This is a genomic window from Streptomyces sp. TAA204, from assembly GCF_000424965.1.
Genome location: NZ_AUKW01000010.1, coordinates 112,229 through 124,691, shown reverse-complemented (window position 1 = coordinate 124,691; position 12,463 = coordinate 112,229). Strand labels below are relative to the sequence as shown.

10 protein-coding genes are annotated in these 12,463 nt (G+C 73.4%); 5 read left to right on the top strand and 5 right to left on the bottom strand.

The features are described from left to right. Nucleotides 1-231 precede the first annotated feature (231 nt). A complete protein-coding gene (locus H343_RS0116875) occupies nucleotides 232-1,536 on the bottom strand; it encodes an MFS transporter (protein ID WP_037904039.1) in 1,305 nt (434 codons plus the stop codon). 17 nt (nucleotides 1,537-1,553) lie between these two features. Here H343_RS0116875 and H343_RS0116865 point away from each other — a divergent pair, with 17 nt between their 5' ends. The 3 genes from H343_RS0116865 to H343_RS0116855 all read left to right on the top strand — a co-directional run bounded on the left by H343_RS0116865 (nucleotide 1,554) and on the right by H343_RS0116855 (nucleotide 3,786). Beyond that, nucleotides 1,554-2,786 (top strand): ROK family protein, encoded by a 1,233-nt coding sequence (locus H343_RS0116865; protein WP_037904037.1) that lies wholly within the window; start codon nucleotides 1,554-1,556, stop codon nucleotides 2,784-2,786. Next, on the top strand, nucleotides 2,783-3,310 hold the full coding sequence (locus H343_RS0116860) for a GNAT family N-acetyltransferase (RefSeq protein ID WP_486586930.1): 528 nt from the start codon (nucleotides 2,783-2,785) through the stop codon (nucleotides 3,308-3,310). Before H343_RS0116865 ends, H343_RS0116860 begins: the two co-directional genes overlap by 4 nt. Before the next feature lie 92 nt (nucleotides 3,311-3,402). Then, complete coding sequence (locus H343_RS0116855) at nucleotides 3,403-3,786, top strand: PPOX class F420-dependent oxidoreductase (RefSeq protein WP_028432117.1); 384 nt, start codon at nucleotides 3,403-3,405, stop codon at nucleotides 3,784-3,786. Nucleotides 3,787-3,978: 192 nt separating this feature from the next. Here H343_RS0116855 and H343_RS31075 read toward each other — a convergent pair whose 3' ends face one another. After that, on the bottom strand, nucleotides 3,979-4,554 hold the full coding sequence (locus H343_RS31075) for an ATP-binding protein (RefSeq protein ID WP_078505763.1): 576 nt from the start codon (nucleotides 4,552-4,554) through the stop codon (nucleotides 3,979-3,981). Nucleotides 4,555-4,722: 168 nt separating this feature from the next. Next, a complete protein-coding gene (locus tag H343_RS0116845; protein ID WP_028432116.1) occupies nucleotides 4,723-5,034 on the bottom strand; it encodes a hypothetical protein in 312 nt (103 codons plus the stop codon). A gap of 117 nt (nucleotides 5,035-5,151) precedes the next feature. Here H343_RS0116845 and H343_RS31070 point away from each other — a divergent pair, with 117 nt between their 5' ends. After that, nucleotides 5,152-6,297: a PLP-dependent cysteine synthase family protein gene (locus H343_RS31070; protein ID WP_051265389.1), complete on the top strand. Its 1,146-nt coding sequence runs from the start codon at nucleotides 5,152-5,154 to the stop codon at nucleotides 6,295-6,297. 55 nt (nucleotides 6,298-6,352) lie between these two features. Here the strand turns inward: H343_RS31070 and H343_RS0116835 are convergent, their stop codons facing one another. Then, nucleotides 6,353-7,213, bottom strand: coding sequence for a DeoR/GlpR family DNA-binding transcription regulator (locus H343_RS0116835; protein WP_028432115.1), 861 nt, complete (start codon nucleotides 7,211-7,213; stop codon nucleotides 6,353-6,355). A gap of 176 nt (nucleotides 7,214-7,389) precedes the next feature. Here H343_RS0116835 and H343_RS31065 point away from each other — a divergent pair, with 176 nt between their 5' ends. After that, nucleotides 7,390-9,951 carry a hypothetical protein gene (locus H343_RS31065; protein ID WP_486586929.1) on the top strand — a complete coding sequence of 854 codons (2,562 nt, stop codon included), beginning with the start codon at nucleotides 7,390-7,392 and terminating at the stop codon, nucleotides 9,949-9,951. On the opposite strand, the gene H343_RS0116825 is transcribed toward H343_RS31065, so the two are convergent. After that, a complete protein-coding gene (locus H343_RS0116825; protein ID WP_028432114.1) occupies nucleotides 9,921-12,377 on the bottom strand; it encodes a right-handed parallel beta-helix repeat-containing protein in 2,457 nt (818 codons plus the stop codon). The two genes, H343_RS31065 and H343_RS0116825, sit on opposite strands and share 31 nt — an antisense overlap. Between the last annotated feature and the right edge of the window lie 86 nt (nucleotides 12,378-12,463).

The window sequence follows — 12,463 nt, the reverse complement described above, 5'->3', positions numbered from 1 at the left end:
CCTGACCTGACCTGACCTGACCTGACCTGACCTGACTTGGCACAGCACAGCACAGCACAGCACAGCACAGCACAGCACAGCACAGCACAGCACGGCAGGCACGCAGGCCGTACGGGCGGTCACCGGACGGGGCGGAGACGCCCGTCCGGTGACCGTGCGCGGGTGTGCCGGGCGTGTTTGTGGCGGTGACCGGACGAAGCCGTCAGGGCAACCCCGCCGGTCACCTGCGGGTCATTCGGCGATCTCCGCCCGTACGGTCCAGGCGACTCCGGCCGCGAGCACGGCCAGCAGGGCGACCGTCGTGAGCGCAGCCGTCAGGGAGAACCACTCCGCGAGGAACCCGATAGCGACAGGCCCCAGCAGCATCCCGCCGTAGCCGAGGGTCGAGGCCGCCGCCACCCCGCTCGGGCCCGCGAGAGCGCCGGCGCGGGCCACAGCGACGGGGAAGAGGTTTGCCAGGCCCAGTCCGGTGATCACGAAGCCGGTCAGGACGAGCCACACCGAGGGCGCCAGCGAGCCCAGCAGCATGCCCGCTCCGGCCGTGAGGCCGCCCGCGGTCAGTGAGCGGCTCTGGCCGAGCCGTTCGAGCAGCGCCGTGCCGCTCAGACGGCCCACCGTCATGGCGAGCGCGAAGACGGAGTACCCGGCGGCGGCGAGTCCGGGACCGGCGCCGAGGTCGTCGGCGAGGTGCAGGGCGCTCCAGTCGGCGAGGGCACCCTCGCCGTAGGCCGTGCACATCGCGATCAGCCCCAGCCCCAGGACCAGCTTGCGGGTCCGGCCCTTCAGGGAACGGGCGCCGGGGGCATGTTCACTTCCCGGACCGGAGTCCTGGGCGGTGCCCGCCCCGTCCCGCGTGGACCCGGCCGGTTCCGGCGGCGGTGAGCCGGACGGCCCCGGGGGTGCCGGGTGTCTCAGCAGCGTGGGCCCCGCAGCAGCGGTCACGGCGAGGCCGACGGCGGTGAGCAGCAGCAGATGGCGGGTGGGCGTCAACTGGCCGGCCACCAGGCCGCCCAGGCCCGCGCCGAGCATCCCGCCCAGGCTGAACGCGGCGTGGAAGGCGGGCATGACGGGACGGCGCATGGCGGCGATCAGATCGACGGCCGCGGCGTTCATCGCCACGTTCAGTGCTCCGTAGGCCGCTCCGAAGACGAGGAGTACGACTCCCAGCCAGAGCGCGGAGCGGGTCAGGGGCGGCAGGGCGACGCCCAGCGCGAGCAGGACGCCGGCGGCGACGGTCACGGCATGGCTGCCGAAGCGGTGGCACAGTCGTCCTGTCGCCATCATGGTGATCACGCCGCCCGCGGACACGCCGAGCAGGGCGAGTCCGAGAGTGCCCGGGGACGCCCCGGTCTGCTCCTTGATCGCCGGGATGCGCACCACCCAGCCGGCGAAGAGGAAGCCGTCCATGGCGAAGAAAGCGGTGATGGCGATACGGAGGCGGCGCCTGACCGGATCTGCGGGGGCGGCCCCGGCGGGAGCACCGCCGCGCCCCTTCGGACCGGCAAGCGCCGACCGTATTTTGTTCAGTGTCGACACAAAGCGACAATAGAGGGGTGACCCCCACGCGTACAAGCAAACTGGAGAGAGGCCGCAGCGCCCTCGGCCCGGCACTGGAACTCGTCCACACCGGCAGAGCGCCCACGCGCGCCGTCCTCACCGCCGAACTCGGCGTGACACGGGCGACCGCCGGGGCAGTCGCCGCCGAGCTGGAGACGCTCGGTCTGATCACGGTCGACTCCCGGCCCGGCGGCGCCTCCGGCACCCAGGGCCGCCCCTCGCACCGGCTCTCCGTCAACCCTGACGGGCCCGTCGTGCTCGCCGCGCAGGTGCACGCCGACGGCTTCCGCGCGGCGCTCGTCGGCCTCGGCGGCCGGATCGTCGCCACGGCGCCCGGATCCGGCACGGTCGCCGCCGACCCGGCACACGTGCTGCGCGAAGTCGTCGGGGCAGGAGCCGGGCTGCTCCGGGAGACCGGGCGCCGCTGCGTGGGAGCCGGGCTCGCCGTCCCCTCCGCCGTCGCCGAGCCGGAGGGGACCGCGCTCAACCCGCTGCACCTCGCCTGGGAAGCAGGCGCCCCCGTACGGGAGATCTTCACCCGCAGCCTGGCGGACGCCCGCATTCCCGGGCTCTGCGGCAGCAGGCCCGCCGCCGGCTTCGCCGCCAACGACATCAACCTCGCCGCACTCGCCGAGCACCGTCACGGGGCCGGCCGCGGCGCCCAGGACCTGCTCGTCGTGGGCACCGGCCACCGTGGCGTCGGCGGTGCTCTGGTGCTCGACGGCCGTCTCCACACCGGCAGTTCGGGGCTCGCCCTGGAGGTCGGGCATCTCACCGTCGACCCCGGCGGACGCCCGTGCCACTGCGGCAGCCGAGGCTGCCTGGACGTGGAGACCGACCCGCTGGCGTTCATCGAGGCGGCCGGGCGTGAACCGGGCCCGGAGGTCTCGCTGCTGCAGCGCTCGCAGGAGCTGATCCGCACCGGGTACGCCACGGACCCGGCGGTCCGCACCGCCGTCGGGACACTCATCGACCGGCTCGGCCTCGGTCTGGCCGGACTCGTCAACATCCTCAACCCCGACCGCGTCATCCTCGGCGGTCTGCACCGCACCCTGCTGGAGACGGACGGGGACCGGCTGCGTGCCGTGGTCGCCGACAGGAGCCTGTGGGGCCGGAGCGGCGGTGTGCCGGTGCTGCCGGGCTCGCTGCGGCACAACAGCCTGGTGGGAGCGGCGGAGTTGGCGTGGCAGCCCGTCCTCGACGATCCGCTGGGAACACTGGCAGCATGATGGCCGTGTGCATCAGAGCCGGGCGTGAAGCGGATCTGAGGCGCCTTCAGGACGTCGAACGGGCCGCGGGCCGCTGCTTCCGCGACGTGGGCATGGATCCGGTCGCGGACGATGTGCCGCCTCCGCTGAGTGCCCTGCGGCGCTACGCCGCCGACGGCGGACTGTGGGTGGCCGCGGAGGGCGAGGAGGAACCTGCCGTGGCCTACGTCCTGGCCGAGTCCCTCGACGGCAACGTCCACATAGAACAGGTCTCCGTCCACCCGGACGCCGCGCGGCGGCGCATCGGCAGATCACTGATCGAGCACGTGGCGGCTCGCGCGGAGGCAGCGGGGACGCCCGCGCTCACCCTGTGCACCTTCGCCGAAGTGCCGTGGAACGCGCCGTACTACGAGCGCTGCGGTTTTCGCGTCCTCGCCCCCGCCGAACTGACGCCCGGACTGCGCAGGATCCGCGCGGAGGAGGCGCTGGCGGGCCTGGACCGCTGGCCCCGGGTGTGCATGCGCCGCGATCTGCGAGCGGGGTGACCGCCCGGACTCCGGTGCCGCAGTAGCGCACTCCCCGCCCGGACGGCGGCACGGAGGTGCCCTCCCGGCGCTCGCGGTACTACTGTCGTGCGGTGACCAGAGCTCAGATCGCCGCCAGCCGGTACGTCAGCCTCGTGACCTTCCGCCGCAACGGCACCGCCGTGCCCACGCCCGTATGGGCCGTCGAGGACGAGGGCGAACTCCTCGTGTGGACCCGCGCGGACAGCGGGAAGGTCAAACGCGTGCGCAACGGTACCCGCGTCACCGTGACCGCGTGCGACGTCCGTGGACGCACCGCCGAGGACGCCCAGCCGGTGGAGGGCACCGCGAGGCTGATGACGGAGCCCGGCGGGCTGGAGCGGGTGCGCAGGGCGATGACCCGCAAGTACGGCTGGCAGTTCCGTGTGACCGACTCGGGCGGCGCGCTGCTCAGGTTCGGCAAGCGCCCGCACGTCGGGATCGCCGTCTCCCTCTGACGCGCGGCGCGGCCGCACAGGTACCCCGGGCCTCCCGTGACGTCGGCGTCGGCCGCTGGCGACGCGAGCACTACCCGCGGGGGCTACGCGGCCCGCCGGCCGCGGGACGAGGCGAGTGCCCCTCCGCGGCGGCTCCCGGCGCAGAGGCGCAGCCCCGGCCCGTCCCCGTCACCGGGGAGCTGACCGGCGTCCTCAGGCGTGTGCCGCGCGGGGATCCCGCATCTGCTGTGCCGCGGACACGGTCTCGCCGGAGGCGTTCGCCTCGCCGGCCGCCCCTCCCGGCAGGGCGCCCGCAGCGGCGAGCGCGGGCAGTGCGGGCGTCGTACCGGGAACGGCGGCGGGACGCAGCGGCGTACCGAGGACGACGGGAAGCGTGAACCACACCACCTTCCCCGAACCGTCGTTCTGCGCACGCATGCCCCAGGTGTCGCTGACGGCCTCGATGAGGGCCAGGCCACGGCCGTTCGTCGCGCTCGACTCCGCCGCCCTTACGCACGGCAGCCGCGGATCGTGGTCCCGCACGGAGACGGTGAGCCGGTCGCGCAGCCAGACCAGTTCGACGGTGCAGTGCTTGTCGGGGCCGGTGTGGCGGTGGACGTTCGTCAGCAGCTCGGTCACGCCCAGCGCCGCGGCGTCGATGAGCGGGTCCAGCCGCCAGTGGCGCAGCTGCGCCGTGATGATCCGGCGCACCTGCCCGATCCGTGAGGGCAGCGCCTCGAACTCGACCGCGCAATGGGTGCGCGACCGTGCGGCGGCCCTGCCGGTCATGGCAGCGGCTCCCCGGTCGTGCGTGCGCCGGGGAGGCGCGAGGGGCATGTGATGAAGGACACACGGCCAGGATGGGCGGCGCCCGGCCGTCCCGCAACGCGAGCCCGCCGGCGGCCGACCGTCACCCGGCTGCTGCCGGGCTGCCGCCGTACGGCCGTCCGTACGGTTTCAGGCTCCCAGGACCCCGCGTTCGGCTGCGGCCTTGGCACGGGCCGTGCGCACCGCGCTCAGCAGGCCCGCCCGTCTGCCGAGGCCGAACCGCAGCACGTAGCGCGTGCCGCCGAGGGTTGCCAGAGCGCTGTCCTGCATGCCGTAACCGCTGATCCGCACCTTTTCCACGGGAGCGCTGTCGATCTCGCTCCCGTAGCTGGTCATCAGCACCAACTGTCCGTCCCGTACCTGGACATGGCCCGCACGGGTGAGTGAGCGCATCATCCGCCGTATCCGGACCCCGCCCGTGTCGTACTCCGGCTCCGCCACGGTTACCTCCCACCAGTCCACAGCGGCCCCGGTACCCCCAGCAGGCCGCCATATACCCTCTGTGAAGTGTGCCCGCAAGCTGCGGGCTCCGCCAGAGGGCCCTCCTATGATCGGCATGTGAGCACCATCGATCCACCGCCGGCCCCACGGCACACGAAGCCCTCCGCCACGCTCGACGTCGACCGCAGCGACGCCGAGCTCCGCGGCTGGCTCAAGGAAGCCGTCCGAAGGGTGCAGGCCGACAACAACCGCAGCGCAGACACCCACCTGCTGTCCTTCCCGCTCCCCGAGGAGTGGGGCATCGACCTGTACCTCAAGGACGAGTCCACCCACCCCACCGGCAGTCTCAAGCACCGGCTGGCCCGCTCCCTGTTCCTCTACGGGCTGTGCAACGGCTGGATCCGGCCCGGCAGGCCGGTCATCGAGGCGTCGTCGGGCTCCACCGCGGTCAGCGAGGCCTACTTCGCGAAGCTGATCGGCGTCCCCTTCATCGCGGTGATGCCGCGCACGACAAGCCGGGAGAAGACCAGACTCATCGAGTTCCACGGCGGCCGGTGCCATCTCGTGGAGGACCCCCGGACGGTGTACGAGGTCTCCGCCGCGCTCGCGGAGGAGACCGGAGGCCACTACATGGACCAGTTCACCTACGCGGAGCGGGCCACGGACTGGCGGGGCAACAACAACATCGCGGAGTCCGTCTACGAACAGCTGCGCCTCGAACGCTTCCCCGAGCCCGCCTGGATCGTGGCCACCGCGGGCACCGGCGGAACCTCCGCGACCATCGCCCGCTACGTGCGCTACACCCAGTCCGACACCCGTGTGTGCGTCCCCGACCCGGAGAACTCCTGCTTCTTCGACGGCTGGCTCGGCGGCGACCCCGGCGCATCCAGCGAGGACGGCTCCCGCATCGAGGGCATCGGACGTCCCCGGATGGAGCCCAGCTTCCTGCCCGCCGCGGTCGACCGGATGATGAAGGTCCCCGACGCTGCGAGCATGGCGGCGCTGCGAGCCCTGGAGGAAGCCATAGGGCGGCGCGCGGGCGGCTCCACCGGCACCGGCCTGTGGAGTGCCCTCAAGATCGTCTCGGAGATGGTCCGCGAAGGCGCCACGGGCAGTGTGGTCACCCTGATCTGCGACCCGGGCGAGCGATACCTCGACAAGTACTACTCGGACGCCTGGCTCGCCGGCCAGGGCCTCGACATCGCCCCCTTCCTGCGGACCATCGAGACCTTCCTGGCGACCGGAGAGTGGCGGGAGGGCTGACAGCCCGTCACCGGCGGGTGTCTGCCGGGCGGCCCGTCCGGGCCGGGGCGGGAGCTCAGCCCTCCCGCGGCTGTCTCTCCCCGGCCTCGCCCTCCGGCTCGCCGGCCACCACCAGGCCCGGCAGGTGCTCCTCCATCTCTGCACGTGCTCCGGCGGGCAGTCCGCTGTCGGTGACGAGAGTGCCTACCTGTTCCAGCGAGGCGAACGAACTCAACCCCACCGTCCCCCACTTGGTGTGGTCCGCGACGACGACCACGCGCCGCGCGGAGCCGACGAAACGCCGGTTCGTCTCGGCCTCCGCCAGGTTCGGCGTCGAGAGCCCGGCCTCGGGGGATATGCCGTGCACGCCGAGGAAGAGGACATCGAAGTGGAGCGAGCGGATCGCCGCGTCGGCGACCGGACCTACCAGTGAGTCCGAGGGCGTGCGCACACCGCCGGTGAGCACCACCGTCGCGGCACCGGGCCGTGGCGTGCGCACGCCGCCCGGGCCGCGCTGGCGGGTGTGGAAGATGTCCGCGACGCGCACCGAGTTGGTGACCACCGTCAGCTCCGGCACGTCGACGAGCTGCTGCGCCAGCGCGTACGTCGTCGTGCCGCCGGAGAGCGCGATGGCGCTGCCGGGCTGAGCCATCGTGACCGCCGCCCGGGCGATGTCCGCCTTCGCCGACAGCTCCAGCGACGACTTCGCCTCGAACCCGGGTTCGTGCGTGCTGGCCTCCGCCAGTGGAACCGCGCCGCCGTGCACCTTCTCCAGGGCGCCCTGGCGGGCCAGCGTGTCCAGGTCCCGGCGCACCGTCATGTCGGAGACCATCAGCTTGCGCGTCAGCTCGCCCACCCGGGCTCCGCCGCGGCGCCGCACCTCCTCCAGGATGAGCGCCCGCCGCTGCTCCGCGAGCAGGTTCTGGTTGTCGCCCACGCCGTCTTCCGTCCCTTCGTCACCGCACGTCCCGCCCGCTCATACTCCCATGCGGCGCGGGAGCGGCCGACGTCACGATTTCGCGTGGCTTCTGTGTGGAGGGACTGAGCGGTGCACCCACCCGGGCAGGATGGTCCGGCGAGGGACCACACGTGACGCCTCGGGGGAGCGGGACATTGCAGCAGGACGAGCACGGCGGACCGGAAGCCGGGACCGTACGAACGGTCGCGCCCGACTCGGGAGTCGACCCGCCTCCGGGACTGAACCTGGAACTGCTCGTGCACGGGGTGGGCGGCACCAGCCCGCAGGAGATGCTGGGCGACCCGCGCATAGAGCGCGTCACCGGCGACACCACGGCAGCGGTCTACCGGCGCACCGACGACACCGGCGCCGAGGCCCGCCCGCACGAGTACACCGACAAGCCCGTGCCCGAGGCCTACTCCTGGTCCAACCTGACCTCCGGGAACGGCGCCCGCGCCCTGTGGCTGATCCTGCTGCCCTTCATGGTGGCCAACCTCGCGCACTGGATGCGTCCCGCCGTCCACGGCCGCCGGCTTGCCGTACGTCTGCACGGTGTGCTGGTGCGGCTGGTCGCCCTGAGCCTGACCGTGCTGCTGGTCGCCGCCGCCTGCGAGGTCGCTCTCGACCTCGTCGCCTGGCAGTGCGCGGGCTCCTCCGCGTGCGCGGAGGAGCGCTCCTGGCTGGGCTTCATGGCGCAGGACGAGGCGGGGCAGGGCGGCTGGTGGAGCCAGCCGGGCCGCCGCCTCGCGCTGGCCGCCGTGGTGCCCTTCGTGCTGACCGTGCTGCTGTGGTGGCTCTCCCACCGCACGTGGGCGGCGTACGAGTCGCAGCCGCCGCTGAAGCGGCCCGTGGCCGAGGACGACGTGCAGGCGGGGGAGCGGCCCGCCCTGTGCCTGCCCGGGTTCTGGTACGGCAAGCGGCTGGTGGCCCGGCTGCGCGCGGCGCACACCGCCGCCGGGTTCCTCACCGTCGCCGCCGCGCTGGCCGCCGCCACGACCCGCTACGACCGTAAACCGGGCGGCAGCGGAGCACTCGACGCGCTGGGCTGGCTGATCGAGGTGCTGATCGTCGCGTGCGCCGTGTGGGTGCTGTACGTGGTGTGCCGGCGCGGCCGCAAGGAGAGCGAACCCGACGACGCCCTCGACAAGGTCACCGTGCGGGCTCTTCCCGGTCTGACGGTCGCCGTGCTGCTGCTCGCCGCCGTGCACGCGGCCTGGTCGCGTCCGCGGTGGGTCTCGGCCGGGGGAGAGCTGCCGGGGGACGAGACGTTCGGAGTTCTGACGGTGGGACAGGGTGCGCTCGTCGCCGCCCTCGGTGTGCTGGGCGTGTGGCTGCACCGTCAACGGCCCGTCCCCCGCACGGTGCTGAAGGGGCTGGGTGCCTCGGCCGTGGCGATGCTGGCCTGTGCGCTGGGGAGCGTGATGTCCGGCGGGGTGACCCAGCGGGTCGGGGACTGGCTCGACGGCCCCGGCACCCCCGGAATGGGCAACGGGCTCATCGAGGGGCCGCCGGTACTGCTGACCTGGCAGTCCTCCGCCATCCCCGTACTCCTCGGTGCCGTGCTCCTGCTGCTGGTGGGGTTCCTGCTCCGAATCGCCCGCCGCAGCCGGGAGCTGACGCACGACGTGGAGCGCGGCTACCCCGACTCGCTGCCCGACGCCTCCCGTTCGCGCCGTATCGCCTCCGTGATCGCACGCGCCGCGGTCACCGACTCCGCGCCGTGGGTGGTGGGCGCCGTCGCCCTGACGACGCTGCTGCTCGGCGCGGCGGGCGTCCTCGGCACCTGGCTGACGGGAGAGGTGCCCGGCCGTGCCGCGAACGGCGCTCCCGCCGCCCTCGACGGATTCGCCGACACCGCGCAGGCGCTCGGCTCCTGGCTGATCGGCCTCGCCTTCGTCCTGCTCCTCACCTGGGGCCGCCGCGCCTACCGCGATCCCTCCGCCCGCCGGACCATCGGCATCCTGTGGGACGTCGGCACGTTCTGGCCGCGCGCCGCCCACCCCTTCGCCCCGCCCTGCTACGCCGAGCGCGCCGTGCCCGACCTGGCGTGGCGGATGGCCACCTGGACGCAGCAGACCGGGGGACGCCTGGTGATCTCCGGGCACTCCCAGGGCAGTGTGCTGGCCGCTGCCGCCGTGTGGCACCTGGACCACGTCACCCGGCGCCAGGTCGCCCTGCTCACCTACGGCTCACCGCTGGAGCGGCTCTACGGGCGCTGGTTCCCCGCCTACTTCGGTCCCCGGCAGCTGCGCGACCTCCACCACGAAGTGGACTGCTGGCGCAATCTGTGGCGCCTGACCGACCCCATCGGCGGCCCCGTCCGCGCCCGGGACGACGGCAGCGCGCCCGGTGTGGACCGGGGGCCGCTGCTGGATCCGCTGGACTACGGGCGCACCGTCCGCAACCCGCTTCCCGCGCCCATCCTCGGACACGGCGAGTACCAGGCCGACCCGGCCTTCGACGAGGAGAGGGACCGCCTCCTGGCCCGGCTGCGCAGCAGGGAGCCCGCACTCGGCTGCGCCGCGGACGGGGAGCACGGGCAGGGCGAGGCGAATACGGCCGCCGCGGAGGGCGCGGCGGACGAGCCGTCCGCGGTGCCGGGACAGCAGCGGCGCGCGGCCGGCGCCGAGGGGAGCGGTGCGGGCGGCCCGGCGCACGGGCGGACTCCCCCCGGAGGGGGAGATGTTCACAGCGGGTCGGGCAGGTCGTCCGAGTAGAGCAGCGTGAGTTCCTCCGTGCCCGGGTCGGTGAGCTGCGCCACCCGGCCCGCGTGCCGCTCGACCATCGCCTCGAAAGTCTGCCGCGCCGTGCGCCCGTTGCCGAACGAGGGGCCCTTGGGAAGCGCGGTGAAGTACTTCAGCAGCGCCTCGTTGGCGCCCTCGCTGAGGTGGTACTCGTGCTCCTGGGCCTGCTGCTCCACGATGTGCAGCAGTTCCTCCGGCGCGTAGTCCCCGAAGGTGATGGTGCGTGAGAAGCGGGAGGCGACACCGGGGTTGACCGCCAGGAAGCGCTTCATCTCCGCCGTGTAGCCCGCGGCGATCACCACGACCTCCTCGCGGTGGTCCTCCATCAGTTTCACGAGCGTGTCGATGGCCTCCCGGCCGAAGTCCCGCCCCCCGTCCTCCGGCGAGAGGGCGTAGGCCTCGTCGATGAAGAGCACCCCGCCGCGCGCACGGTCGAACGCCTCCTGGGTGCGGATCGCGGTGGACCCGATGTGCTCACCGACGAGGTCGACGCGGGAGACCTCCACGAGGTGACCGCGCTCCAGCACTCCCAGCGAGTGCAGGATCTCGCCGTAGAGCCGTGCCACGGTCGTCTTGCCGGTGCCGGGAGAGCCGGTGAAGACCAGATGCCGCCTGACCGAGGCGGCCTTGAGCCCCGCGCGCTGGCGGCGGCGCCCCACCTCGATCATGTCGGTGAGTGCCCGCACCTCGCGCTTGACGCTGTCCAGGCCCACCAGGGTGTCCAGTTCGCCCAGCACCTCCTGCGCCGGACGGGCAGGGCCTGCCGGCGGCTCCGCCGTCTCCGCAGCAGAACCCGCCCCGGACGCCGCCTTCTTGGGCTGGAGCGGCGCGGTGGCGGGAGCGGTCAGCAGCCCCGTCCCGCCCGCGTCGGGACCGGGCTGCGCCTGCGTGGGGCGCGGTGCGGGTGCGGGGCCGGCGACGGCCTGGACGGCGCTCTGGTCGCTGGTGCAGTCCTCGACGACCGGGCCCTCCTCGGCGAACTCGTAGCCGCCGCGCGCGCACCGCTCGGCCCGGCAGCGGCGCAGTGTCGTACGGCAGCCGTCGATGACGTGGAAGCCGTAGCCCTGCGAACCGGTGACGCGGCAGCCGTGGAAGGTGCCGCGTCCCCCGGCGGAGACGTAGAAGCCCGCCTCGGTGGGCGAGGTGACCGTGCACCGGTCGATGTCGGGGTCGGCGCCCTTGGTGACGATGAAGCCGGTGGCCACCCCGTCGACGGTGCAGTTGGCGAGGGTGCCTCCGCTGCCGTGGTCACGGAACCAGGCGCCGGTGGCGGCCTCCCGTATGCGGCAGTCGTCGAGCTGGACGGTCGCGCCGTCGCTCACGGAGACCGCCGTACCGCGCACCTGGGTCAGGTCGCTGTCGATGACGTCGGCGCGGGAGCCGCGGTCGAGGACGAACAGGGCGTCAGGCACCTTGTGCACCCGGCAGGAGTCCAGGACGGCCGTCGCGCCGTCGCTGATCCACACGGCCGGATAGTCGCCCGTACTCTCGTGTATCTCGCAGCCGTTGGCGTCGGCGCGGGTACCCGGGTCCCACACGGAGATGCCGTTGCGTCCGAAGCGCCGGACCGTGGAGCGGGTGAGGGTGAGCACCGAACGGGCCCGCAGATCCAGGGCGTTCTCGGGAATGTCGTGGATGTCGCAGTCGGCGAGAGTGAGCACGGCGTCGGTGTCGAGGGTGACGCCGTCCGCGGAGGTGCGGTGGACCTGGCAGTCGGTGAGATGGCCGGTGGCGCGGGAGACGACCTGTACGCCGCTGCCCTTGATCTCGTACACCTCGCAGCCGACCGCCTCGGCCGCGCTGCCCTCGCCGTGCAGCGACAGTCCGGCGCCCGTGGCGTGGTGCACGCGGCAGCGCTCCAGCCGGGGATGGGCACCGTCGCGCACGGATATGCCCGACTGCCCGGCAGAGACGACCTCGCACTCCTCGTAGACGCCGCCCGCACCGCCGGTGACGCTGATGCCCAGGCCCGCGGGGTTGTCGACGGTGCAGCGGCGCACCGTGGGACGGGCGCCGCCGCGCACCTCGATGCCGGCCGCGGAACGCGTCAGCACCCGCAGCCCGGTCAGTTCGGCGGCGCCGTCCTCGACGAGCAGCGCGGGGGACGCGGCGTCCTGCGCCTCGATCTGCAGGTCCTGGACGACCGCGGAGGACCGGACGGTCAGGGCGACGCCCTCGGCGGGAGCGATCCGCACGGAGCCCGAGGCGGCCCGTTCCGGGCCGCGCAGGGTGACGGTGCGCTCCAGCACCAGGTTCTCCCGGTAGGTGCCGGGCGCGACGGTGACGACGTCGCCGTCGGTCGCCACTTCCAGGGCGGCGGCGAGGGAGGCGTACTCCCCCGTGCGGCGCCGCCACCGCGACGTTCCGGTGTGCGTCACCTGCACCGAGCCCTGTGCCATGGACAGTTGTGCCCCAACTTCGAAGGTACGGACGGCGCGTCGACACGCGCCAGGAGAGATGCACCACCGTAGCGTGCGCCGGGAGC

Excerpts from the sequence above, each read along its gene's own strand:
- H343_RS31075 (WP_078505763.1), bottom strand. The coding sequence starts at position 4,554 with ATGACCGGCAGGGCCGCCGCACGGTCGCGCACCCATTGCGCGGTCGAG.
- H343_RS0116825 (WP_028432114.1), bottom strand. The coding sequence starts at position 12,377 with ATGGCACAGGGCTCGGTGCAGGTGACGCACACCGGAACGTCGCGGTGG.
- H343_RS0116860 (WP_486586930.1), top strand. The coding sequence starts at position 2,783 with ATGATGGCCGTGTGCATCAGAGCCGGGCGTGAAGCGGATCTGAGGCGC.